The 24,709-nt window shown below is 68.2% G+C and carries 9 protein-coding genes and 1 pseudogene; 2 read left to right on the top strand and 8 right to left on the bottom strand.

Annotated features, from left to right (window positions below; translation table 11 throughout):
• Positions 1–2 precede the first annotated feature (2 nt).
• The 7 genes and pseudogenes from JEQ17_RS32745 to JEQ17_RS32775 form a co-directional block, all read right to left on the bottom strand.
• On the bottom strand, positions 3–2,327 hold the full coding sequence (locus JEQ17_RS32745; protein WP_200398612.1) for a UvrD-helicase domain-containing protein: 2,325 nt from the start codon (positions 2,325–2,327) through the stop codon (positions 3–5).
• Positions 2,324–8,986 carry a DEAD/DEAH box helicase gene (locus JEQ17_RS32750; RefSeq protein ID WP_234048464.1) on the bottom strand — a complete coding sequence of 2,221 codons (6,663 nt, stop codon included), beginning with the start codon at positions 8,984–8,986 and terminating at the stop codon, positions 2,324–2,326. Before JEQ17_RS32750 ends, JEQ17_RS32745 begins: the two co-directional genes overlap by 4 nt.
• Positions 8,987–9,033: 47 nt before the next feature.
• Positions 9,034–14,523: a hypothetical protein gene (locus JEQ17_RS32755; protein WP_200398614.1), complete on the bottom strand. Its 5,490-nt coding sequence runs from the start codon at positions 14,521–14,523 to the stop codon at positions 9,034–9,036.
• The gene (locus JEQ17_RS32760; protein WP_200398615.1) at positions 14,520–17,696 is read right to left on the bottom strand and encodes a DEAD/DEAH box helicase; all 3,177 of its coding nucleotides are present in this window, start codon (positions 17,694–17,696) and stop codon (positions 14,520–14,522) included. The genes JEQ17_RS32755 and JEQ17_RS32760 overlap by 4 nt, the downstream gene beginning before the upstream one ends.
• A 103-nt stretch (positions 17,697–17,799) precedes the next feature.
• Entirely contained in the window at positions 17,800–19,014 is a 1,215-nt protein-coding gene (locus JEQ17_RS32765; protein ID WP_200398616.1) for a serine/threonine-protein kinase, read from the bottom strand.
• A gap of 90 nt (positions 19,015–19,104) precedes the next feature.
• Positions 19,105–19,257 (bottom strand): annotated as a pseudogene (locus JEQ17_RS32770) (DUF397 domain-containing protein); the annotation flags it as partial.
• A 96-nt stretch (positions 19,258–19,353) separates the two neighbouring features.
• Positions 19,354–21,924 (bottom strand): GmrSD restriction endonuclease domain-containing protein, encoded by a 2,571-nt coding sequence (locus JEQ17_RS32775; protein WP_200398617.1) that lies wholly within the window; start codon positions 21,922–21,924, stop codon positions 19,354–19,356.
• 986 nt (positions 21,925–22,910) lie between these two features.
• Between JEQ17_RS32775 and JEQ17_RS32780 the strand changes: the two genes are divergently transcribed.
• Together JEQ17_RS32780 and JEQ17_RS32785 are read left to right on the top strand one after the other, a co-directional pair.
• Positions 22,911–23,399: a hemerythrin domain-containing protein gene (locus tag JEQ17_RS32780; RefSeq protein ID WP_200398618.1), complete on the top strand. Its 489-nt coding sequence runs from the start codon at positions 22,911–22,913 to the stop codon at positions 23,397–23,399.
• Positions 23,400–23,550: 151 nt separating this feature from the next.
• Positions 23,551–24,033 (top strand): MarR family winged helix-turn-helix transcriptional regulator, encoded by a 483-nt coding sequence (locus JEQ17_RS32785; protein WP_200398619.1) that lies wholly within the window; start codon positions 23,551–23,553, stop codon positions 24,031–24,033.
• Here JEQ17_RS32785 and cofC read toward each other — a convergent pair.
• Positions 24,003–24,707: a 2-phospho-L-lactate guanylyltransferase gene (gene cofC, locus JEQ17_RS32790; protein WP_234048465.1), complete on the bottom strand. Its 705-nt coding sequence runs from the start codon at positions 24,705–24,707 to the stop codon at positions 24,003–24,005. The two genes, JEQ17_RS32785 and cofC, sit on opposite strands and share 31 nt — an antisense overlap.
• Positions 24,708–24,709: the final 2 nt, after the last annotated feature.

Genomic DNA, 24,709 nt, shown 5'->3' on the forward strand with positions numbered 1-24,709 from the left:
CATCATGAGGTGGTGACGGACAAGGGCAGGAACGGGCTGGGCCTGCCGTGCCAGGAGACGCGCAGCGCGTCGCGGGCTCGGGTGGTGGCGACGAAGAGCTGGTTGCGGCTCTTCTTGAGTTCGCGCTCGTAGCGGTTGGGGTCGGCCGTCTCGTACTTCTCGATGAGGGCGGTGCGCGGGAGGATGCCGTCGCTCGCGCCGATGACCGCGAGCTTCTGGTATTCAAGCCCCTTGAACCGGTGCATCGTGCCGATATGGACCTCGCCACCGCCCTGCGGGCCGTCCTTGGTGAGGGTCGCCGTGGTGATGCCGTGCTTCATCTCCAGGTCGGCGGCGACGCGGCCGGCCATCTCGCCGTCGGCGACGCAGACGGCGATGGTGCCGCTCGGGTCGCGTACGGTGCCGTCCTCGCCGGGCTGCGTGATGTCCGCGCGCCACTGCTTGAGGGCCTCGGCGAGCCGGGTGATCTCGTCGGTCCAGTCGACGCAGGCGACGTACTCGGGGGCCGGGCCGTGCAGCAGGGAGTGGTAGCCGTCGAGGGTGTCGGTGCCGTCGTCGAGGTTGTCGTAGGTCGCCCCGCGGACGACCTTGGCGGCTTGGTCGAGGATCTCCTGGGTAGTGCGGTAGCTGAGCGTCAGCTTCGAGGCGCGGCCGCGGATGTGGACGCCGACGGTGGAGAGGGTGACCTGTCGGTCGTAGATCCGCTGGTGGGTGTCGCTGGCGATGAACAGGTCGTCCGGACCGGGCACGACCATGGCGCGCAGCATCTTCCAGTGGGCGGGGCTGAGGTCCTGGGCCTCGTCGACGACGATGTGGCGGTAGCGATGACGCAGGTAGCGCATCGCGGAGCTGTTGTCGTCGAGGTGGATGAGGTCGCCGCCGCCGATGGCCGCCTTGCGTTCGGCCCGGCTCTGGATCTTGCGGGCGCGTTCCATCTCGTAGCGGGCCGCGCGTTCGGCGGCCTGGGCCCAGGTCTCACGGCCCATGCCGTTGAGGCGCAGGGTGAACTGGTCGAGCAGCTTCCAGATGGCGGCGCGTTCGGGGCGGTTGAGGGCGCGGCCCATGCCGGCGCGGCGGGCTTTGAAGTAGTCCTGGCGGGTGGCCAGGGACTGGCCGAGGATGATCTGTTCCCATTCGTCGAAGAGGAACTCGGCGTCCCAGCGCTGCTCGTCGTGTTCGAAGAGGACCTCGCGCAGCACATCCAGAGCCCGGTCGTCGGTGATCAGGCCGCGCTGTGCGCCGGGCGCGGTGTTCTCGTTGAGAACGCTCTGGGCGAGCTGGTCGATGTGCTTGATGTCGACCCGGTCCAGCAGCGCCGGGTCCATGAGCGAGGTGAGCCGGGAGCGCAGGTCGGCGGTGAGGTTCTTGGTGTACGTGGTCAGCAGGATCGGCCTGCCGTGGCCGGGCGGCAGAGCCGCGGCGAGGCGGGCGACGCGGTGCAGGGCAACGATGGTCTTGCCGGTGCCGGGGCCGCCGCTGACCCGGGCGGGGCCGCTGTAGTTCCGTTCGGCGGTCTTGCGTTGGGTGGGGTGGAGGTAGACCTTCCAGGCGCGGAAGTCGCCCTCGGCCAGGATGTTGCGGATGTCGTCGTCGACCGTGGTGACCGCGGTACGGGTGAGGGCCGCCGCCATATCGTTCTCGAAGCCCGGTTCGAGTTCGGTGGAGGCAGGCTCGGTGATCTCACGCTCGACCTCGTCCACGGACATGCCGGAGCCGAGTCCGGTGAGGACCTCGGCGGTCAGACGTGGGGCGCCGACGATGAGTTGGTCGAGTTCCTCGTCGGTCGTGACGGTGAGGGCGAGGTCGATGAGGGCGTCGGCGACACCGAGCCGCCGCAGGTCCTCAGGGGCGCGGCTGGCGAGGAGGGGTTCGACGTGGGCGATCGGTTGTTGCGTCACGACGGGGGCGGGCGTGGGCTCGGCCTGTGCGTCGTGATCGTCCGGGGCCGGGGTGAGTTGGAGTCCCGCGCGCTGGAGGACACTCTGGCCGACGACGCCGAGATCGACGAACTCGATCTCGCCGGTGATCCGGTTGATGGCGACGGTGAGTTCTTCGTAGACGTCCTTGCGGTGGCGGACGGCGACGATCAGCCACTGCTGGATGCCATCGGCGCCGACCCCCGCCCGGGCAAGAAGCGCCCGGTACGAGCGGTCGATCTTGGCGCGGAAGATCCGGCCGTCGCCCTTGAGAGGCTTGAGGTCGAGGCTGGGGTGGTCGGGTTCGAGACGGAACTGGTGGCAGAAGTCGTAGAACTTGGTCTTGACCGACGAGTCCATTTTGTAGAGCTCGTTTTCGGCCTTCTGGTAGAGGCTGAGGCGTGCGGTCATCGGGCGGCACTCTGTTCTTCGGAGTCGGGACGGGCGGTGACGTCGGGGAGCGCGGTGAGCAGGGTGTCGAGATCAGCGAGCCAGTCGTCGGCCGAGCGGATGGTGAACCCGGCGTCGCGGTAGGCGCTCCAGGTCTTGTCGCTCTCCTCGTCCGCCTGGTCGTACGGCTCGGCCATGACGGCGATCCGCTGGTCACCGTGGTCCCAGGCGAAGTCGGCGAGCCACCCGCGTTCGCCGAGCTCGTAGCCGTAGGCGGGGGCCTTCTTGCCACAGTCGGCCAACACGCGGGCGAGGCGGGTGAGAGGGGCGTCAGGTTCGTCCTCGTCGAGGTATTCGAGGATCTCCTGGTCCCACAGCAGATCCCGCATCGGTGCTTCGGGAGGAGTCTCGTTGGACGCCTCCGTTGGCACGGGCTGCGGTGCGGGTGCGGCGGTGCCGTACTGGACGACGAGGGACTCAAGTTCGCCGAGGCCGTCGAAGGCCTTGAGGATCGCGGTGTCGAAGCGGCCTGCGGTGGCGGTGGTCAGCTGGACCCCGTCGCCGCCGTCGTGGGCGAGAAACTGAAGGATGTTGGACCACTGGAGCCAGGAGCGCCAGCGCGCCTTGTGTTCGGGCGTGCCGAGCTGGTCGCGTGCGGTGTCGTCGAGGCAGGCCAGGGCGGACCAGCGGCTGGTTACCCCGTCGACGAGGAAGGCGACAGGGAGCCCTGACTCATCGCAGGTCTGGAACAGGTTGAGTGTGCCGGTGCCCTGTACGGCCGCCGGGTCGATGCCGTCAGTGCGGCCCCAGGCGTCGAGGAGACGGTCGAGTGTCTGCCGGGTCTGGTCGGGGGCGCCGTTGCCGACGAGCATCTCCTTGCCGGTGCCGAAGAGTCCGCCGACGACGGCCGATGCCCGCCTGCCCCAAGCCGCGTCGTCCGGACTGCGCAGGTAGGCGAGAAGCATGGTCATCGGGTCGGTGAAGGCGGAGTCGGCGAGGTCGTCAGCACCGCGTTCGGCATAGAGCTGCTTGGCGAGGTCCTGGGCACTGCGCGGGTACGGCGGCCACACCGGCTCGGCCGGCTCGCGCCCCGCGGCGGACTCGGCCGTGTTCGTCAGCCGCTCGAAGGCGTCGAGGTCGTCCCAGGTGAGCTGGAAGACGGCGCGGCCCTCGGACCGGAGCCGGTTGCGCTTGTCGGCGTCGCCGGCGAGCCGGTTGTGATGGCGGGTGGCGTGGTAGCGGTGTCCGTCGAGGTAGACGGTGATCTTCTGCCGGGGGCCGTCGACGCGTTCGAAGGTGAAGTCGGTGCGGGTGTAACCCTCGTTGCGCTGAGCGGTCAGACGCCAGCCGTGCACGGTGCCGACCTCGTCCAGACGCAGGTAGGCGCTGTTGTCGCCGCTCTCCTCAAGGACGGCGTCGGCGCGCTGTCCGGCCCACCCGCGCAGCGCCTTGAGGAAGCGGGCCTCTAGGTCGGACTCGACCTGTCCGTCAAGACCGATCTGGTCGGTGTTGCCGACCTTCTTGGTGTCCCAGGCGTCGGTGTCGGTCCCCAGGAGTTCGTCGAGGATCTCCAGGGCGGCCTTGCGGGAGACGCGGTCGATGTGCTGTTCGTCGGCGTAGAGGTACAGACAGAGGTGGCAGGCCTGCACGCCTTCCCCGTTGCAGGGGCACTCCACCAGCAGCCCGCGCGCACCCTCCAGCACCTGCCGGAAGGCGGCGGAGTCGGTGAGGCGGTCGAGGTAGCCGGTGCCGTGCGGGAGACGGTCGTACAGGACCAGGAAGTGCCGTGTCTCCGCGGTGTCCCGGTCCGGCATGGTGGCCAGGGTGGTGGCGAGGTGCTGTGGGTCGCCGCCGAAGGCGCCGTCCACGCCCAGGCGCAGGGCCGCCTGGAAGGAGTGGACCTTCTCCTCGACGAGGACGGTCGCCGCGGGCAGCAGTACGCGCAGCGCTTCGGTCTCCAACTCGTGGGCGAGCAGGACCGGTTCCTGGTCCACCCCCTTCTTGCCGCGCCGCAGCGGGCACCAGGGGGCGTGGTGCTTGAGTTCGCGCTGGCGGTTGGCGGAGTTGTCGACGGCGTCGCGGTCGTCGTCGAAGACCGGTCGTCCGTCGGCGCTCGCGGCTCCGCAGGCGGTGCACACGAAGAAGGGAGCGATGCGCACAGGCTTCCCGGCGAGCTGGTCGTTCTCCTGGGCGCCGATGCTGAGCGGCCCGGCGTTGATACGGCGGATGACGGCACGTCGGGTGTAGTCGACGCCGAAGATCTCTTTGGTGTGCCGCCAGGACTTGCCCACCGCGAAGTCCTTGGGGTCGATGTCGACCATGTCGACGATGGTGTAGAAGCGGCGGTCGCGGTCGTCGCTCTCGTCGCCGATCCTGGCGTCTTCCCGCTTGTCGCGGGCCGTCACGACACTGGGCTGAACGATCTGCCGCAGACAGCCGGAGTCGGCGATACCCGTCTCCTCGCAGCGAGGGCAAGGTGTCGTGTCGTTCTCGGCGTTCTCGGCGCGGACGTAACCGCACGAGGGGCAGAAGCGCCAGTGGCGCCAGTCCTGGTCCCGGCCGGTGACGATGTCGATGCCGGTGATCCGGTGCTTGTACCCCTCGGCGTAGAAGGTGTTGCCGGGGGCGAGTTCGGACAGGGCGAAGCCGCGCGGCCGCCCGTAGGAGAACGACTTCGACTTGTAGCGGACGCGTCCCTCGGGCGTGGTGCCCTCGGGCCAGAAGACGGTGGCGTCGAGGGTGGTCGTGGCGTCGATGAGGGCGTAGTTGGGCAGCAGGCCGAGGTCGCACAGCACTGTCTGTGCGGGCTGGCGCTGGCGTGTGGCGCCCTGCCTGGAGATGGCTCCGAGCTCGGCCTCCAACTCCGCCTTGGTACCCGCCTGTTCGTCGTCACCTTCCTTGAGTTCGTCGATTGCGGAACGGATCGTACGGATACGGGTGCGCAGCTTCTGGTTCTCGCGCTCCCACTCCCGCTCGGCCTTCTCGATCGCGCTGCGGATGCCGCGTACCGCGTACTTCTCCAGCTCCTTCTTGGCGGTGTCGCTCACGCCGGTCGGGAAGAGTGCGAGGAAGCCCGCGACGAGCTCTTTGCCGTGGGCGAGGGCGGCGTCGGTGAAGTCGGCGAGGTAGCCGGAGGGGCCGAAGAGTTCGTCGACCCGGCGTGACAGTGCGGACAGCGGCCTGCCGTCCTCGCGTAGCAGCCGGCCGCGTGCCGCGAGATCGAGGAGGTGGGCGGTGTACTGGCGGCGCAGGATCTCGATGGCCGACAGATACGAGCCCGGTGGCACGATCCGTCCGTCGATCATGTCCCGTGGCCGGTCGAGGAAGTACAGGTCGCGGCGGGAGCGGTCGGGGATGGTCAACAGGAAGGCGTTACCGGTACGGCGCCCGGCTCGGCCCGCCTGCTGGGCGTAGTTGGCGGGTCGGCGCGGAAGGGCACCGAGGACGACGGCGGACAGGTCGCCGATGTCGATGCCCATCTCCAGAGTGGGCGTGCAGGACAGTACGTTGGGGTCGTTGAACCCCTCGCCGTTGCGGAAGGCGTCCTCGACGCGTTCGCGCTTGGGGCGGGAGAGCAGACCGGTGTGCTCGGCGGTGATGACCTGGTAGGTGCCTGCTCGGCGGTACAGGCTGCGGTAGTAGTCGTCGCGGTAGTCGCGGTCCCGGTCGTGGCGGTCGACGGTCTCAAGCCAACGGTCACCAGCGACCAGCCGTCCCTTCGCGCAGCGATACGCCTGGCAGGGCTGCCCGTGGTACTGGGCCAGAAGCGAGGGGTGGACGGTCTGCTCCCAGAAGCACTTCGGGCAGCGCACATACGACTCGTTGACCTGCGCGTCGGGCAACAACTGCAGCCGGATGGCGCCCGGTTGTAGGCCGTAGAGGCGTACGGCCGTGTCGCTCGGGGTCCGTGCCGCGAGCAGCCCGGCGTCGGTGAGCCGGGGCAGCAGCCGCACCCAGAACTCGTCGGCCTGTTCACGGGTCATGTCGAGGCAGCGCTGCGCCCAGGTCTGGTACCAGGACAGACGCCCCGCGGCGAAGTCGAACTCGCTGCTCGACTTGGGCCGCGCCAGCAGGAAGCTCGGCGCGGAGACGCCCTTGGGGAAGGCCTTCATTCCGCGCGGGCGGCCACCCCAGATGAAGTAGCGGCTGGTACCCGCCTCGTCGAGGAACTTCTCCAGCCACCGGTGCCCGACCGCACCCCGTGTACGCAGCCGCTCCAACAGCCCACGCAGGAACGCCAGATACCGGGCATCGTCGTGTTCGGTGAGCGCCAGCCCCCGGTGGGCGGCTTCCTCATGGGCGGCGCGTGCGATCGCCACGGCCGCCCGTACGTCGGGGATCTCCACCCAGGCGGCCGCGGTACGGGTCAGTTCGAGGGTACGGCCGTTGCGGGAGCGGTGACCGAACTCCATCACGGCCTCGAACGCGAACCGTTCACCGATCAGGTCCCAGGTCTTCCTGTCCCCGCCCCGCCCCGCGCCCGAAAGCAGACGAGCCACGCCCGTGTCGTCGTGCAGATCCGGCGGGACGACGGCGGCGAGCGTCTCACGGTCGGTGGTCGCCGCGACGACGTCGGCGACGAGGTCGTTGAGCGCACTGGGCCGCTGCTCGCTCAAATGCTTGGTGAACAGGGCCCGCAGGGAGAAGGTGTACGAGCGGGAGGCGACGAACCCGGCCCGGTGCGCGGCGTCCTGCACCGAGTCGTTGAACATCAGCGTCTTCGTCTCACGCTGCTCCTTGTCCATCTCCCCGCCGGTGAACAGCTGGGTGACGGACGCGGCCGCGAGCGCGGCGGCACCCGTACCGACGAAGCGGATCGCGTTGTGCGTGCCACAGGCCGGACACCAGTCGTCCTTGGCGGCGCGTTCAGCAGTGTCGCCGAGCTGGACGAGGACGAAGGCGGAATCGGGGCCGGCGGGCGCCGGGTTGCCCTCGTCGTCGTAGTCGCCCTGGGGATCGGGCAGACGCAGGCGCTGGGACAGACCGTCGAGCACCATGAGCACGCCCGCGCCGCCGGTCGTCAGCGACTTCTGTGCCGCCGGGTCCATGGCGGTACGGCCGTTGCCCTCGCGGGCCTCGTTGTCGGTGGCCGCCACCAGGGTGCGCACCTTGGCCTTGTCGGCGGTGACGGTGGCTCGGCGGATCTTGTGGGCCTCGAAGTTCAGCTCCTCGAAGTCCGACTCGGGGGCTAGGACCGACCACCCGGAACGCCCGCACTCACGGCAGTACACCGCGGGCAGAAAGAGCTTGGTGTCGCGGGAGGTGGTGGTGTCCGGCGTCGTACGCGACTGGCTCCGCGCCCCGGCCGTGTCCCACGCGAACTCGGCCTTCGGCCAAGGCAGTACACCACGCAGCATGCGCGTGACGGACCGCGCCCACTGGTGCACCTCGATCTGGACGAGGGGTCGGTTGATCGGGGTCGGCGCCTCCGGGTCGCGCGCCACGGCCAGCAGGGCGACGAAGCGGGCGAGGGCCACTGCGGCGATCTGCGGCCGCGTCGTGATCGCCTCGTCCCAACTCTTCGCCCCACTGCGGCGCATCACGTCAAGCACCTCGTCGTAGGTGCGCACAGTGCTGTCAAAGGCGTTCAGGACCGCGTACGTGAGCCGGTTGCGCTTGAGCGCGGCGCCGAGGACGACCGGTTCGGTGACGCGGCTTCCGGTGACGGCCTCGGCGAGGTCCGCGAGTGCTTCGGAGCCGGAGGCCGGGTCCGGTAAGGAGGTCAGGGTCTCGGGGGGCGTTGCCTGACCGGGAAGGAATCTCGCGTCTGGGATCGACTCGTCCTCGCCGAGAATGAACTCGTCGACCGTCAGCCGGTCCTCGCCGACGATCGCGTCCTCGGTGAACTCGGCACCGAAGACGTTGGTGGCGACGGAGAGGAGTTGGGCCACTCCGTCGGCGTCGGTGCCGGAGGCGAGGGTCGCGGAGGTGGCGACGGGGGTGATCGAGCCGAGCGGCTTGCCGGGCTGGTTGGCATCGACGGCGATGGCCAGGCGGCGCAGCAGCATGGCGACGTCGGTTCCCTGCGCGCCGTCGTACGTGTGGAACTCGTCGACGACCACGTAGCCGATGTCACTGCCGTCCCACAGCGGTGCGTCGGCGGCACGCTGCAGGAGCAGGTCGAGCATCTTGTAGTTGGTGATCAGGATGTCCGGCGGGGACAGCTGCATGTCCTGGCGGCGGGTGTAGACCCGGTCGTAGTGCGTCGCCGCCTTCTCACCGATGTACAGGCCGGCTCGTACGCCGCTCAACTTGTCGTAATCGATGAGGAGTTGGTTGATACGGGCCGCCTGGTCGGTGGCCAGGGCGTTCATCGGATAGAGGAAGACCGCCTTGACCCCGTCGTTCCCGGCCCCGCGCTCACGGGCGCAGTGATCGAGTACGGGGTACAGGAACGACTCGGTCTTGCCGGACCCCGTGCCCGTGGTGACCAGGGTGGGCTGAGGTAAGTGCCCGTCCTTCGAGGTGAGCCGGGAGAAGGCACGGGCCTGGTGGGCGTATGGCGTCCAGCCGTCGGTACGCACCCAGTCCAGGTGCTGCTGCCAGCCGTCGTCGGCCGGGGTGAACGGCGTGCGGAGGCGGAGGTATGGTCCGCGAAACATGCCCGTCGTCTCGTCCCCGAGGAACGAGTGCAGGGCTTTTCTGGCGCCCTCGTCCGCGAGGCCGTACGTCGTGGACAAGTACTGGAGGAGGCTTTCTTTTAGTCCCTGTGCTTCGAGGGTCGGCCTCACGGGGTCGGGACCTCCATCTTCTCAGGGTCCCAGAGACCCTCGCTCACGGCTTCGTCGAGGCGCTTCTTGAAGTAGGCGTGGGCTTCGCGCATTTCGCGTTCTCGGTCGGCCTTGTAGAAGGGGGCGGTGTAGCCGTCGGGGACGGGGGCGGCTTCGGGGTCCTTCTCGTAGGCCTCGAACTGGGTCCAGTGGTCTTTCGTCTGGTCGAAGCCGTACGTGTGGTGCTTCCCGGCGATCTTCCGCTCGTCGGCGTCGAACCAGGTCACCCGGTCGAAGTCCTGCATGATCGGGAAACGGGCCCGGTACATGGCGATGAGCGTGTTCGCGTCGATACCGAGCCAGACGGCGACGAGCGCGTCGATCTCGACGAGGGCGGCGCGGCGGGCGTGTTCGGTGCGGAGGGGGGTGTCGCGCTGCCAGGTGGGGGTCACGTTGTGCAGCTCGGTCTTGAGGTTGGGCCAGTTGATCGCCCAGGGCTCGTAGCCAGGCCACTTGGGGTCGTAGAGCTCCGCCCAGAAGTCGGCGTAGGCGGTGGTCAAGCAGTTGAGGCGGAGCGTTCGGATGAGCAGCGAGGATGCCAGAGGGTGATCTTCCTGAGGAGCGGGGAGCGTCGCGGCCGTACCAACACGCATGTCGCCCTTTCCGCTTGTGCGGAGGTAGTAGTCGAGCGGGAGACCGGCCCAGAATCCTGCGACCAAGGCAGTTCCACGAGGAGTGCCGAGCCTCATTGAGTTCACCTGGTCCACGTGAGTTACCCCGCGCGGAACGACGGCTGCGTAAAGCGCCCGCTCGGTGTCAGATGCGATCTGCCGCCGCCATGCAACCCGAAAATCCTCGCTGAACGGATTGCTCGCCTTGTCAATCAGGAGCTTCTTGATCTGCTCGTCCTTGACCTCCTCCGGCTGCACCTTTCGCTGATTCACTAGTTGGAGCCGTGCCTGTGCCCACTCGTCCTCCGAGGCGACCAGTTCCTCGTACTTCTCACAGTCAGGCCACTTGTCTTGTTCGCTCAGGAACACGTCGCGCGGGGCCACCCGCCGGTATTCGGACTCCGGCACCGCCTCGCTCGCAAGCGCCCTTGGGTCGAGTCCGCGCGTCTCACCGCTACCCTGGCTGGGTTGCTTAAACATCGGGTTAGCCACACCAATCTGTGGTCCCTTGAGGACGACGTCGCTCCACGCCTTGGCGTGGTAATCACCGTGGCTGTCGATGCCGGTGTTGTAGTCGATCAGTGCGAACTGCTTCTCGGGGCCGAAGTCCTTCTTCCGCGCGTAAGTCTCGTAGTACCCCTGGGTGACTTCAGGCTGCAGCGTCCCAAGTCGGAGGGGGTACTTTCCCAGCGCGTCGATAGCGGGATCCTCTGCCGTGCTCACCGGGGCAAGGAGCTGGGTGCGCTCCAGCGGTCCCTCGGCACCTTGCAGTCGACGCCACCGCATCAGAGTGTCGGAGGTCACTCGGACAACGCGCTTGGGGTGGGGGCGTTCGTCCCAGCTTCCTCTGTACTTCACCCCTGGATCATCGCCGTCATCAATGGCGCTAAAGGACAGGCGAAGGACGTCCGCTGCAAAGAGCCATGACAAATTGACGAAGTCGATCTCACCGCGTCCGCCGTAGATGTGAACGCCGAACTCTGTAGAGTGACCAACAGGTTCGGGGAAGATCCGCCGCTGATTGACGAACCCGCCATGTACCCGCAGCCGCTGGAATGCCGCAGCCCTCAGAGCGGCTTCCTTGTCACCCGCGAAATGGGTGTCGGGGTGCACCATCCCGGCCGTTCCTCCGCGCCCGGCGTGGTCCCAAATCTCGCACATGAACGCCCGATACAGATCGGGCCTAGTGCCCGCCACCAGCGGGTACACCGGTGACGCCGCCAGGTATGACGCCATGGTCACCGTATTCGTCACCTCGCCGAGCAGGTACTCCTGCACCTCCTCGCGCGCGAGTTCAGCGTCCCGCCGCCGGTTCTTCTCCTCCGCCTTCGGCTTCTCCGTGAGCATGAACCAAGGCTCGTACTCCGCCAGGACCGGATCCTCTTTCCACTCCGGCCGCACCCACGGCGGATTACCCATCTGAAGATCGAAGCCCCCCGCCTCACCGGTGAAGACGCCAGCGAAGTCCAACTCCCAGTGCAGAAAACCCTGTTGCTCAGCGATATCACGAACGACCCGCATCCACGGATACCGCGTCTCAACCGCCTTACGGGCCTCGTCCATCCCCATCTCGGCCTGGATCAGGTCTTCGAGCTTCTTCAGCTCCTCCAGAGAGTCGACCGTCGTGGCGAAGGTGTCCTCCGGGATCGATCCCGTGCCCACCATGGACTCCAGGAAGGCGATCCAGTCGTCCACGTCCGTAAGCGGGATGATCTCGCGGCGGCGTCCCGACCCGCCGGTCTTCTTGGGGGCCGAGGAGGTACGCGCCTTCTTGACCACCTTCTTCTCCACGAGCCCGTCGTCGTCCCCAGCCTCGCCCAAGGACATCTGGTCACCGTCCAGGGTGAACAGCAGCCCGTTCTCGACGAATTGAGGCACAGGCGTGGGCTCAGGCACACGCTCCTCGACCTCCACCACCGGCCCAGCCACCGACGACAGCAACGCATCCAGGTCGGCCCCCGCCTCCGCCGTCACCACCGGAGCCGTCGCGTACTCCGCATCCGCCCCGTCCAGCAGCCCCACCTTCTCCAGCGGCCAGAACCACAGCGCACACCACGCGTCCATGACTTGCTTGAGCCGCCAGTACGGCGACCCCTCCGCCTCGAAGAGGTCCTTGAAGACCTGCTCCTTGGTCAACGGCAGGCTCTGGTCCGCGTTCTGCTTGTCGCGGCGAAGGAACGCGTACTCCTCCGCGTCCTCCTCGCGATCCGTCCCCCACACATCGATGGTGCGGGCGATCTCTCGCTCGCTCAGTTCCATGCGCTTGGCGACCAGCTTCCACAGGAACTCGACGCGAAGGGCCGCAGCCTGCAACCGTGCGAGCTGGCTGCCTTTGCCGCCCGTCGTCTTGGGCTTCGCCTTGACGCTGTTCTTCCACGCCTTCAGCTGCTCCACCTGCGTCCCGGCGAGCTGCTCCACCAACTTCTTCGCATCCCCGCTCGCCCCTGCGACCGCACCCCAACCAGGAGTGGGCAGCAGGAACTGATGCACAGCTCCCTCCGGCAGCAGCTGCTCCGCACCGTCCCCAGCCGCCCTGAACGGCAGCTTGGTCGGCGTCTGCGCACCGATCGTCCGCTCTTTCTTGATGCGCTCGGCCTCGTACACCCAACGCCGGGCACCGATAAGGGAGTCACCGCGTCGCAGATGCAGGCCGAACCATGGCGCGCGCATCCCCGGGTGCATGGTGTTGAGCCACAGCGACACCTCCGCCAGCTCCACACCCGTCGCGTTCAGGTCGATGCCGTACGCGTTGTGGAGGGCGATGTACGCCTTCACCTTCTGCTCGGCATCCAGAGTCTTCGACGTGTCCAGGCTGGCGCCCAGCTCATCCTGACGGCGCTTCAGATACTCCTTGGCGACTTGGTTGATCGCCTCGTTGAGGAACGCACCGGAGCCCAGGGCCGGTTCGCAGATCGTGTAGCGCAGGAGCTCGCTCGCCCGGGTCTGGACCGTGTTGCCGTCAGCGTCCTTCTCCTGGTCGAGGCGGTGCTTGAGGGCAAGCTCGACGGTGACCTTCGTAAGGGACTCGGGGGTGTAGTACGAGGCGGACGTCTCGCGGTCGCGGCCGGCCAGGCGGTACACGAACCTACCCTCGGCGTACTTCTTCGGGCCGCGCAGACCGTACTGCTCGGCATCCTGGGCGGAGTACACGACGTGCGTGTTCTCGTTGTAGATCTTCAGCCGGTCGGCGGGGATGAGCCAAGACCCCTTCTCGGGATCGCCGTACTGCTTGTCACCCTTCTTGGTGCCGGGCTTGGCGACCTCGGCGAATTCCTTGTCAGCGATGATGCCCGTGTACGACATCAGGCCCTCATAGACGGCGCCGAGCTGGTTGATGCCGAGGTTGCGGTACGAGATGAAGCCGCCCTGGCGGCCCTTCTGTCCGGCCTCCTTCATAGTCAGCAGGCGCAGCACCTGGTGCAACGCCTCGTTGCGCAGCCGCAGGTCCAGCCACCGCGGCTCCTCGTCCCCGTCCTCGTCCTCGTCCCAGTGGGGGTCGAGAACGCGGCTGCCGATGAGCGTGATCGCCTTCGGGTCGAACAACTCGCTGCGCAGCGCCTCGAAGCGCAGGCCACGCTGCTCGCTGCGCTCGTCGGCGGGCTTGTTGTCGTCTGCCTCCGTGCCGTGCGGGCGGTGGCCGTAGTTGACCTTGTTGAAGAGGACGTCGAGGGAGGCGTACAGGTGGAAACCGTTGCGGCTGTCCTCGTCGACCAGCTTCCGTTCCCGGGCCGCCAGCTCGCGCAGCCGGGCAACCGAGTAACCAGCCTCGTATGTGGAGTCGTCGGCGGGCAGGATACCCAGCTCGGGGCGGGCCTCCGCGTAGAGGAGGAAGAGGATGCGGTAGAGGTAGCGCAGCGATTCACGGGTGAGCTGCTTGGCGAACGGGCCCTTCTTGAGGTCCTCGATCTCCCGTGGCTCGACCTCCGCGTCGCGTAAGCGGGCGAGTACCTCGTTCGCGATGATCTCGACCGAGTGCTGGAGTCCCTTGCGTAGCTCGGAGTTGACGCCGACGGCGTTGTCGCGGGACGCCTTCAGCAGGTCGTCGATGCGTCGGCCCTTGCCGTCGGGGCGGGGCGCGAGCATGTCGTGGGAGAAGAGAGCGGCGAGGAGGGCGAGTTCGCCCGCCTTCGCCGTGTCGTTGCGGGCGAGGGCCGCGTCCAGGCCGGCGGTGAGATAGCGGCCTTCAGCCCAGGAGCCCCGATCGGCGAGGACGAGTACGCCGCCGCAGAGCAGCAGGACGAAGCGGGGCGTGTCGCCGCCGGGCTCGTGCAGTTCGCTCTGGAAGAGCCAGCCCGCCAGCTTCTCGCCGACTTCGAGGAGGCCGTCGGCAGTTTTGAGGGGGTGGAGGAGTTGCCCGGCCTCGTCGGGGTCGAGGGCGTCGTCGAGGCTGGCGGTCCAGCCGCAGTCGAGGGCGACGATGCCGTCTCCGTGCCAGGCGACCTGGAGTTCGTACTCCCTGCTCGCGTTGTGCACGGTGATCGACTCGGGCCGATCACCGCCGTAACCGAGGGCCTTGAGGACAGCGGTGTGCCAGGTGGTGATGTGCTGGGCCCACTCGCCCGTGGGGTCGTCGTAGGTACTGCCGAGTTCTTCCTGCTGGGCGCGGGAGGTCAGGAAGGGGCGCACAGTGGCCAGGTACTCACCGCGGAGGCGGGGGAGGAGTTCGCGCGGGGTGGGCTGTGGGTCGTGGGCGTCGGTCTCGCGGCTGGTCCACAGGGTTAACAGGCCCTCGTCGGCCGCCTTGTTCTTCTTGAGGGTGTTCTCCAGCTCCTCGCTGAAGTAGTGCGCGGATAGGTATTCGCCGCGGTTGGCGAAGGAGTCGTAGGTGTAGCTCATCGTGCGGACTCCTCGGCGTGCGCGGTGGACACGGTGCTGGTGTGGAGGGGGTCGAGGACGCCGAGGACTCGCAGCATCGGGTCGCCGTCGGTCCGCAGACGGCGTACGAGGTCGCGGCGGCGCGCGGCGGTGTCGTACACCTGCTGGATGCGGCGCTGCTGGTTGCCGACGGCGATCAGGGCGCCCTGCTCCCAGACCTGCACCCGGTCCTCGTACGGGGCCAGGTACGAGTCGACCTGTTTGTCGTAGTCGGCGCGGCGCTCGCACAGATGGGTCTCGGCCGCGTCGACGGCCGAGGGGACGAGCGCCTGGAGGAGGCCGGGGTCGACCGGCTGGGCGCGGCCAGCCATGGCGGGGCCCACACCGCAGGCGGCGAGGAACGCGGAGTCCATGCGCCACACGCGAGGAACGGCCGCTGCGAGGCCGGTGACGGCCATCCACTCCACGACCGTCGGTTTGCCCGCCGCGTTGGAGTAGACGCCCTGAAGGAGGTAGACCGGGCCGGTGAGGGCCTCCGGCAGGGCTGCGTCGATCCGTTTGGCCTTGGCGGTGTCGGGCTGGTGGGCGAGGACGAACGCCTCGTCGTACCGGAGCTTGGCGAGGACCTTGTCCGTCACCCAGTCGAGGACCGGGTGGATGTCGGAGACGTACGAGACATTGGGCCACTGCGAGGTGGGCTGGTCGGTCTTGCCCTGCTTGGCGTTGCGGGCGGCTTCCAGGCGGTCGGCGGCGTACTGCTTGTCGAAGGTGATGCGCAGCGTGCCGTCGTACTTGGGTGTCGTGAGGATCTTCTCCTGCTCCAGGTACGACTTCGGCAGCTCGCGGAAGCGGTACTGCAGGTCGTCGGGCGGAGTGAACTCGATGCGGCCGTTGGCCGTCTCCGGCTTCCAGTCGAGGGCCTCGCGGTCGGCCTGGGGGTAGATGAGGTCCACCGCGGCGTGGAAGTACGCCTTGGTGCCGGCGAAGACGTGGGGCACGTCGGCCTCGGGTACCGCGGCCGTGCCGAGCGTGGCAGGGGCGGCCGTAGGGTCGGCGAGCCGGGCGTTGGCGCCGGCGAGGAGTCCCGCGAGGACCCCGCCGGACTCCTGCTGGGACTGCTTGATGGAACGCTCGACCGTGCTGCCCTTGATGAGGTCGCGGGTGAGGCGGTCCTCTTCCTTCTTGTCGTTGTAGAGGCCGGTGACGGCCTCGGCGCTGCCCTCGCCGGTCTCGATCTCGTGCGCCTGGGCCTCGCGGCGCAGCAGACGGGTGCCGACGAGCCGGTCGTCGAGCGTGAGCATCTCGCCGCTCTCCTCGTCACGCCGCCAGGGCACGTCGGCGGTGAGGGTGAGGGCACGGAACTCGGGGCTGACCGCCTGCCCGTAGCGGTCGATACGTCCGTTGCGCTGCTCGATGCGGATGAGGGACCAGGGCAGGTCGTAGTGGACGAGGTCGTGGCACTGGTGGTGCAGGTTGACGCCCTCGGAGGCGATGTCACCGGTGAACAGCAGCCGCACCGGCTCCTCGCGCCGGCCGAAGCGGTCGACGATCTCCTGCTGTTGCTGCTCGTTGGTGGTGTCGCCGTGCATGACCTCGACAGCGCCGTCGTACGCCTTCCAGGGGCGTGTTGCGTCGGGCTTGGCCTGGTTCTTCTTCTTGAAACCGAGCCGGGCCGGGACTTCCCGGGCCAGCCAGTCCAAGGTGTGGACCCGCTCGGAGAAGATCACGACGCGGCGCTCGGAGTGCGGGCCGACGCGAAGCTTGTCCTTCAGCGTGCGGACGAGCGCGTCGAGCTTGGCGGAGTCCTCGTCGGTGAGGTCGGCGACCAGTGACTCCAGCTCGGCGAGGGCTCTGCCCTCGGCCGCCAGGGCGGCGCGGCGCTCGGGGGAGTCCGCCTTCTTGCCGTCCTTGCCCTTCACCATGCCGCTCTTGGGGTTGTCCAGGTAGGTGCGGCGGGCGGCGAGGGATTTCCGCAGGGCGACGTGGGAGGAGAGGAAGGCCTTCAGGAAGTTGTAGCCGACCAGCGGATCGGCACAGACCGACGAACGGTTCGGGTCTCCCGGGGTCCACTCGCTCGCGAGTTTCTCCAGGACGGCGATTTCCTTCCGCGTCGCCGGAGCCGGCACCGGCAGGGAGCAGCCGCGCTCGGCCCAGGGCTTGCCCTTGAGGCCGTCGCGCACCTCGCGGTCGGTCTTGGTACGCCTGATGTAGAGGTGATCGAGGTCGGCGACCTTGTAGTTCTTGGGGTCGGCGATCGCCGCCGGATCGAGCATCCGGATCAGCTCGGCGAAGGATTCGGCGTCACCGTTGTGCGGAGTCGCGGACGCCAGGATCAGCGCATCGGTCTGCTCGGCGAGGCGGCGGGCCAGGCGGTTGTTGCGGGTGCCCTTGTTGACGAGGTTGTGCGACTCGTCGATGACCACCGCGTCCCAGGTGATGTTCTCCAGATGGTGGGAGTACGTCGCAGACTTGAGGGTGTCGACGGAGACGATGACACGCTTGAAGTGGGCGAACGGGTTCCGGCCGGACGGGATCTCCTGCTGGATGCGCTGGATGCCGGTGGAGTCCAGGCGCACCAGCGGCAGGGCGAAGCGGGTCCACAGCTCGCGCTGGAACTGCTCCAGCACATGCGCGGGCGTGACCACGAGGATGCGCTCGCCGCGCCCGCGCCGTATCAACTCCGAGAGCGTGACGCCGATCTCCAGCGTCTTGCCCAGACCGACCACGTCGGCGATCAGCAGCCGGGGCTGCGGGTTGCGCATGGACAGCGCCAGCTCGGCGGGGCGTAGCTGATGCTTCTGCCGGTCCATGAGGAAGGAGTCGGCGAGCGCGATGCCGTGCTCGGTCTGCGGCAGCGCGGTCTTGCGGATGACGGCCTCCAGGTAGAGGCGGGCCTTGGCGTGCTTGGAGGTGTCGTCGGGCACGAGCCGGGTCTTGCGCGGATCGAGTACGTCGATCTGGTCGAGACCGGAGTAGAACACCGCGTCTGTACCGCGGACGAACGAGGAAACCCCGCTGACCTCGACCATGAGTCCGTCACGAGACTCCGCGACGGACTTCACGAGCCACTGCTCGTCGCGGATGCGTACCTGGGCGCCGGGGGCGAAGGCCGGCCGCGCACCGGCTGGGGACGCAGCCCGTGTTGTGTCGGCATCGCGCGACTCAGGAACCTCGGGCTGTATCGCCGCGGTCACGTGGTGCTCCTCCGTGGAATGTGTACTCGTGATGTGTGGTGTGCTGGTACCCGCCCTTGTCCGCCCCGGACTGACACCGCCGGCGAAGAGAGGGAAGAGGAGGTCAGCGCTTCGACCAGGTGAGCGCCGGTCCCATCGCGTAGCGCTTGCGCAACTCGTCGGCGACCCGCCGCGAAGCGGGAGGACGGCCCCTTTGCGGTGCGGGTTCAGCCGGGCTTCCGGTTCCGGGCAGAGGCTCCGGCACGAGCACGGGTGGGGGCGAATTCTCCACGTCGCTCTCGATACCGCTCTCGGCCGGGCAGTTCGGATCGGATTCACCGTCGGGCGGCGGGACGGGGATGCCCCCCGCCGGGGACGCCGACTCTTCGCGCAGCAGCCTTTCGAGCGAGTCGAGTCGGTCCAGCATCGGTGTGTCAGGCTGGGGCAGCACCATCGTGGGATGGTCCTTCGGCGTCGTCTCCTGGATCAGAGCGCACCGTGCCCGGGCCGGACTAGTGCCCAGCAGACGCATCAGATCGGCACACTGCCGGGTCACCTCCTCCAGGGAGGGGCGGTCCTCCGCCTTGTGCGCCAGCATGGCCGTCACGATGGGGGTCAGTTCAGCGGGCAGCCCGGACAGATCGGGGCCGATCTCGGCGTTGACGACCTGCGCGGCGACCGCCTCCCACCGGGCGCCGTCGTACGGGTAGTGTCCGGTCGCCGCGTACAGAAGCACGGTGCCCAGGCCGTACACGTCAGCCGCCTTTGTCACATCCACCTCACCCAGGGCCTGTTCAGGTGGCATGCAGCGCACGGTGCCGATGACCACACCGGCCTGTGTGAGCGATGCATTGGACGCCCCGACGAAGGCACCGAGGCCGAAGTCGATGATCACCGGACCGAAGTCGCCGAGGACGACGTTCTGTGACTTCAGGTCGCGGTGGACCAGGCCCGCGGCGTGCACGGCGGCGAGCCCCTCGGCCAGCAGCGCGCCGAGGCTCGCCACCAGTGGTGTGGACAGCGGGCCCTGGCTCTTCACGACGTCGGCGAGCGGGCGGCCGGGGACGTAGTCCATGGCCAGCCAGGGCTGCTCGGCGAACGGATCCGCGTCGATGAAACGGGCCACACGGCCCGTGCCCGAGATCGTGCGCGCGATCGTCGCCTCGCGTTCGAAACGGGCGCGCGTGTGCGGATCCGTGCGGTCGGGCCGGATCACCTTCACGGCGACCGGTTCACCCGCGACGGAGTAGGCGAGGTACACCTCCCCCATCCCGCCCGCACCAAGCTGCCGCTCGACGAGATACGGACCGATACGTAACGGCAGAGCCGCGCCGTTCACCGCACACCCCCATGACTCGCGCAACGACTGCGCGATCGGTAAATCCTACTTACCGATCGGCACGCAATGGGAGGGGGTGATCACATTGCGTCAGACCAACTCGACGAACCCCGCCCAAGCGTCAAGCGACACCGTAAGAACGGGCCCGGTGACGTCCTTGGAGTCCCAGACGAGCACGGCGGTCGTAGTGGTCGCGACATCTGCGCACTGACCGCCCTCGGCACCGCTGTAGCTGCTCTTGAACAGGCGAGGCCGGGCGTGACTGTCGAGGACTCGGCGTTAGCCGCTGTCGGGCGTCTCTCCTGGTCGAGACGAGGACCAAGAGAAACGCCCGTGCGCTCAGGCAGCGTCCCGGCGCTCCCAGCGGTCCCGGAACCACGCCAAAGTCCCGGCGAGCAGCTCGCGGTTGCGGTCCTTCTCCAGCAGGGAGAGGCGGAAGCTCGGGTGCAGCTCCAGTCTGCCCTCCGGGATGTCGACGCCCTCCAGTTCGTTGAGGCGCGTGAGGAGTTCGAGGCGTAGGCCGCGGTCGGTGAAGGGTTCCCGCGCGGCGAGGTACTGGAACACCACCTGTGCTGTGCCACCCCGCCCGCCGCCCGGATAGAGCGTCAGTGGCCAGATGCCCCGGCCCGGCGCGCCCGCCTCCCCGAGCATGAGGAAGGCACTTGTCGTGACCTGGCCCGCTCCGTGTCCGATCCAGCCGCCGAGTTCCTCCCAGCTGGCCAAGAGTGCGCGTACCGCCTCGACCGTCTCGGGGGAGTCGTCCGCTGTGAGTTGGCGGAAGAACCGGTTGGCGCGTGTCTCCTCGTCCTGGTTGCTCGGCACGCTCTGTGAGGTGTCAGCACCCTCGGTCCGGTCGTCGTCCTCGGCGACGAGCAGGGCGAGGTCGTCGGCGGTGAGGCGCTGGGCCGGATCGGCGGCCCCGGTCACCGTGAACGCGACGCCGGCGGCGGACAGAAGGGAACGGACGTCGCCTTCCTCGTCCTCGGAGGTCCAGTTGAAACCCGCGGAGACCTTGCCTTCGGAGGTGAGCACCCGGTATAGGTTGGCCACCTCCGGTGTGCTTGCCAGGTGGTTGCCCACCGCCTGGGCGCCGGAGCCGAGGAACGCGGCGAGATCGCCGTAGGACGTCCAAGTGCCGTGGGGGAGTGCCGCGAGCACCTGGTGGGCCAGGTGCCAGTCCCGGCTGCGCTCCGCGCGTCCGACTCCGCGCAGAGGGGCTGGCCACAACGCGGCCGCACGGCCGGCGAGTTCGTCGGCACGGGCGAGGATCTCCTTCGCGCCCCAGCGTTCGGTTCCGGCGATGCGGCGGTTCATCTCCAGGTGGCTGCCCTGCAGCAGGCCCTGCTTGCGCTCGAAGGGGTGTTTCGACAGTTCCGAGTTGACCGCGGTGAGCGTCAGGTTCCCGAGGGTGTGCTGCAACCGGGAGTGCAAGTCCTTTGCGTTCTCCCCGTCGGTCACGTCCTCGCCCAGCATGCGCAGCCACTCGTCGCCGGGCGACTGCGGCATGACGTGCTCGATGGTGAGCTGCGCGGCGGCGAAGTCCACCGGCTCGGGATGCTCGTAGCTCTCCTCCAGCCGCTGCAGCACCATCTTGCGCTGCGGTGGGCGCCCGAACTGATAGAAAGGCGCCTTCTGGATCTTCTCGCGCAGTTCGTTGTCGTCGGGCCAGAACCGGTTGTCGGCGGAGAGCAGTTGGTGCAACCCGTCGGCGACGGGCATGTCGAGCGGTAGCTGCCCTGGGACGGCCTGGAAGATCCTGTTGAGATTGTTCGGCGGCACTCGACAGATCATCCGGCGCACCAGGAAGCTCTCGACGTACGACATCGCACGGGCCGTGTCCGAGGAGTCGAGCTCCCCGCGCTCGCGCCGGTCGAGCAGCAGCATCAGCGCGGGGTAGGTGGCCTGGGCCTGCCAGGTGTCCAGGCGGTGCAGATGGGCGCGGACCGCTGCGTCCGGCTCCTCCTCGGGGTGGAGCAGGCGGCGGAAGAGAGCGGCACGGCGGTGCAACTCCCTGATGTACGCGTCGATTTCCTCCTCGCTCGCCCCGCCGCGCTCGAAGCGCTGCTGCTGGGCCGCGTACAGGTCCTGGCGGCGCACCCGGTCGTCGCCGTCGAGGACCAGCTGAAGCCACATGAGCTGTTCCAGCTCTTCGTTGCTCAGGCTGTCCTGCAGCGGCAGCCAGTAGGACTCGTAGACATGCTCACCGCGGGTGTGCAGCTTCATGAACAGGTAGTTGCGCAGCAGGTCCGCCTGACTGAGCTTGAGCCCGGTGTTGTTGAGCGACTCGAAGATGCGGTGCACGTTGTCGCCGCGCTCGGCGGTCACCGCCACCAGCGTCAGCCGGGAGGTGATGGCCTGCTCGATGCGGAACACGTCCTGCGGGGCGGCAGGATCGGCTGCCTCGACCAGCTTGCGGCGGAAGTAGGTGTAGGCCGCGGCGACACCGCCACCGGCGGCCTGTTCCGTGAGCGGGCCCCGGACGTGAGCGGCGAACTGTGGCCGGTCCGCCTGAGTGGGCAGCAGCCGGAAGTGGTCGCTGCCGGTCTTCCACTTGTTGATCAGATATTGCTCGTCGATGCGCTCGGCCTCGTCCGGCTCGGCGTCCCTGATGTGATCGCGGATTGCGGCCAGAGCGAGCGAGAGCGTGGTCAGCCTCTGCTGGCCGTCGACGACGAGCCAGCGGGGGAACGTCGCATCGTTCTGCGGCGACGGCGCCAGCACGACGGACCCCAGAAAGTGGGTGTTCGCCTTCTCCCCGCGCTCGATCAGCTCGGCCTGCTCCAGGACATCGCTCCACAACTGTCTGAGCTGCTTCTCTGTCCAGGAGTACGTCCGTTGATAGAGCGGCACCTGGTACTGCTGGGCCCTCCCCTGAACGAGATCGGCGAACAGCGTCTCCTTCGCCTGCATCGTTGCCCCCCCTTGGCAGTTGAAGCGATCGTGGCACGTGGGAACGACCATAGGGCCTCCCGCTGACGGCCCCAGCGCTCGTCCACGTGCGCGCACCACAGCGCGTAGCGCCGTGCTAATACCGGAAGACAGGCGTGAGGCGCTCTGGCTGCTTGCCGAGGGGCCTTGCCCTCGATGACAGCTACCGGGACCTGGCCCCCATCTGCCAGAAAACGACAGTCGGTCTGGGCACGGGGGAAGACATGGGCCGGGGACGACCTGGCCGCAGCCGTCATCCGCACCTGGAACGTATCGTGCTTGTCACCGGCCCCGACGAATTAGCCGACATCCTGGCCAAGCCCTTCGCCGCCTAGGGAATCCTCCTCCCCCCCCAGCGGCGCATTGCCTACCGGCCCAGATACGCCGGGCCCGCCCAGGTCGCCGGCGAACTCGGTACCGGCAAGACGGTTGTCGCCTTGCACCGAGTCAAGCATCTGCTGGAGCGGGTGCCCGACACGCAGGTACCTCTCACTACCTGCCCCGGAGTCCTGGCCGGCTCCTTGCAGAGCAGCCTTGTCTTGCTGCTCGACCACGACCGGACCTGCTTGCCCGCGTCGAACGTCAACCACCGTTGGCCGCCACACTCATCAATACCCCGACTGCTAACGTGAGTTGACCGGGATAGAGGGACGCCTGACTAGCCTGCAACTGCTGGGGGTGCCCAGGAAGTTTGCAGGCTGCGGTGAATGTGTCCCCGGCGTAAAGTCCGATATGTCTGCCATGTGGGCTCTGACCTGGACTCATGGTCTGGCCGGGGCCCTTCTTGTGTGATTGCACCCCCTCTGTCTCCCACCCCACGCCCCAGTGGCTTGCACCCCGAGAGTCGGCCCCGCTCTTGGTGCGCAATGAGCAAGCGCACCGGCAGTTGAGTGATTGACGTAAGTCCGGGCGACTCTGTAATCTCAAGGTGAGTTTGCTTTGAAAACAAACTGTTCTGGAGGGTCTCCATGCCAGTTCCTCAGCACATCGACAGCCAGGCCGCCGGGCGGCAGTTGCTCGTCGGGCATCGGGAACTGCGCGCGCAGCTCTCGGCGTTGCGGGCCGCGCTCGATGAGGAGGGCGGGCTTGAGGCGGCCGGGAGCGGGACCGGGATCGTCGACGGGGCTTCCCTCGTGCAGCAGTTACGAGCCCGCTGCCTCGAGTACTGCCTTGGGCTGCATCATCACCACACCATGGAGGACGGCGCCTTTCCCGTCTTTGAGCAGCGTTATCCCGAGATCGCCCCCGTCATTGAGCGGTTGAGGGAAGAGCATCGGCAGGTGGCCGCTGGGCTCGACCGGCTCACCAAGCTCCTGGACAGCGACGACGGGCAGGACCTGACCTGGCTGCGGGCGGAGTTGGAGCGGACCGTGGCCGGCATCGAGGAGCATTTCGTCTACGAGGAGACGTATCTGCTTCCCGCCCTGGGGGTGACCCCGCCCGGCTCCACTTCCTAGGACGGCGCCGCGCCCGACCCACCTCGTAGGACAGTGTTGGACCCGGTCCATCTCCTCGGACGGCGCCGCACCACGGTCCGGTACCGTCCCCACCTCGTACGACGCCCCCGCCCCACCGTCCGGTACCGTGGCGGATCTGGAGGTCGAAGCGATGTCAGAGGAGCCGGAGCCGGACGCGGGTAGCCGTCTCAGCGCCGAGGAGGCGGTTCGGGCGATGTTGGTCACCCTGCCTCGGCTGGTCTCCCGTGCCAAGCGCGCCCCCGTGCCCGAGCAGTTGCGCTCGTTGCGGCTGGCGCCCCGGCATCTCTCCCTGCTGTCTTGCCTCATTTTCGACGGGCCCACGTCCGTCAAGGACCTCGCCGCTCGGCTGGAGGTCGCGCCGACCACGGTCAGTCTGATGGTCAGTGACCTGCAGCGCGAGGGCGTCGTGGAGCGTCGTTCCGATCCCGACGACCGTCGACGCAGCATCGTCTCGCTCACCGAGGACCCCGGCACCCGCGAGGCCATCGACGCCTGGCTGGCCAGCGGGGCCAGGGCCTGGCGCAAGGTCTTCGACGACCTCAGTCCGCAGGAGCGCGCGACATTTGTGCATGCCATCCAGCGCTACGAGGAAGCCGTCGCCGAAGCACCCTGAACGCCCTGGATGTTCTGAGCGCCCTGAAATCCCTGAACGGGGTCGGCCGCCATCGGAAACCTCGCCTTCCGCAGGCGGAACAGTGCCGCCGTGTACGGCCCCACCCCCCGCAGTGCCACCCGCGCCAGGTCCTCCGGAGTGTCCACGTCCCGCCTGATGCCGCAGTCGCTCGGGATGTCGATGGGGAATGCGCCGAGTGAGGCGTGTCGGTGTGCGGAGTCGGGGCCGAAGGCGGGAGCCAGGCCGGAGGTGGTGAGGGCGGTCAGGACCGTGGTTCCCTCGCCGGTGTGGTCGGGGACGAAGGCACGCTGGTGGTGACGGGCCTCCCGCAGGACGTGCTCCAGTTCGCGCGGACGCAGGCCCGGCAGGTCGGCGGTGAGTACTGCCACCGGCCCCTCGGGGCCCACCGAGCGGCACTTGGCGGCCCCCAGGCGTATGGCGTCGTTGAGGTCGGGATCGGGTGCGTCCGGGCAGACCAGAGCGCCCAGCGTGCGGGCCTGCGAGGCGGCCAGTGGATCGGCCGTCACCACCACGACCGTACGGACGCCTTCGGTGTTCCGTACGGCCCAGAGTGTGTCCAGGAAGAAGGCGTGGGCCAGTTCTTGGCGCCACGGTCCCAGCCCCGCCGCGAGCCGGCTCTTGGCCCTGCTGAACGACTTGACCGGGAGCACCACCG

It is taken from the genome of Streptomyces liliifuscus (assembly GCF_016598615.1).
Lineage (GTDB): Bacteria > Actinomycetota > Actinomycetes > Streptomycetales > Streptomycetaceae > Streptomyces > Streptomyces liliifuscus.

Bases quoted from the DNA above. Each gene is read 5' to 3' on its own strand.
- JEQ17_RS32780 (WP_200398618.1), top strand. From the start codon at position 22,911: ATGCCAGTTCCTCAGCACATCGACAGCCAGGCCGCCGGGCGGCAGTTG.
- JEQ17_RS32775 (WP_200398617.1), bottom strand. From the start codon at position 21,924: ATGCAGGCGAAGGAGACGCTGTTCGCCGATCTCGTTCAGGGGAGGGCC.
- JEQ17_RS32755 (WP_200398614.1), bottom strand. From the start codon at position 14,523: ATGAGCTACACCTACGACTCCTTCGCCAACCGCGGCGAATACCTATCC.
- JEQ17_RS32745 (WP_200398612.1), bottom strand. From the start codon at position 2,327: ATGACCGCACGCCTCAGCCTCTACCAGAAGGCCGAAAACGAGCTCTAC.
- JEQ17_RS32785 (WP_200398619.1), top strand. From the start codon at position 23,551: ATGTCAGAGGAGCCGGAGCCGGACGCGGGTAGCCGTCTCAGCGCCGAG.